The following is a 383-nucleotide window of genomic DNA, read 5'->3' on the forward strand; positions in this document are numbered from 1 at the left end:
ACTTAATATGCTCACTACTTTTGATGATTGGAGTGTCTTGGATTACCTCGTCTATAGTTATTTTCTTCCGTGATATCGGTCAGTTTATCGCAGTTCTAATACAATTAGGTTTTTGGGGCACTCCGATTTTTTGGGATATCGCAATGGTGCCCCAACAATATCAGTGGGTATTTAAATTAAACCCAGTATTCTATATTACTGAAGGCTATAGAAACACATTAACAACGGATCTTTGGTTTTGGGAGTCTATGAGTTGGACCGCATACTTCTGGTTTGTGACTTTTGTTACTTTATTATTTGGTGTTGTTTGTTTCAAAAGATTAAAGCCGCACTTTGCGGATGTATTATAGAAGGTTTAAATTATGAATGAACTTGCCATAAGT

The 383-nt window shown here is 35.8% G+C and carries 1 protein-coding gene; it reads left to right on the top strand.

Annotated features, from left to right (window positions below):
- The coding region (locus AB4496_RS29055) for an ABC transporter permease (RefSeq protein ID WP_372133587.1) at positions 1 to 350 on the top strand (350 nt) is incomplete at its 5' end.
- Positions 351 to 383: the final 33 nt, after the last annotated feature.

It is taken from the genome of Vibrio sp. 10N.222.46.A1 (assembly GCF_041473595.1).
In the GTDB taxonomy this organism is placed as follows: Bacteria; Pseudomonadota; Gammaproteobacteria; order Enterobacterales; family Vibrionaceae; genus Vibrio; species Vibrio tasmaniensis_A.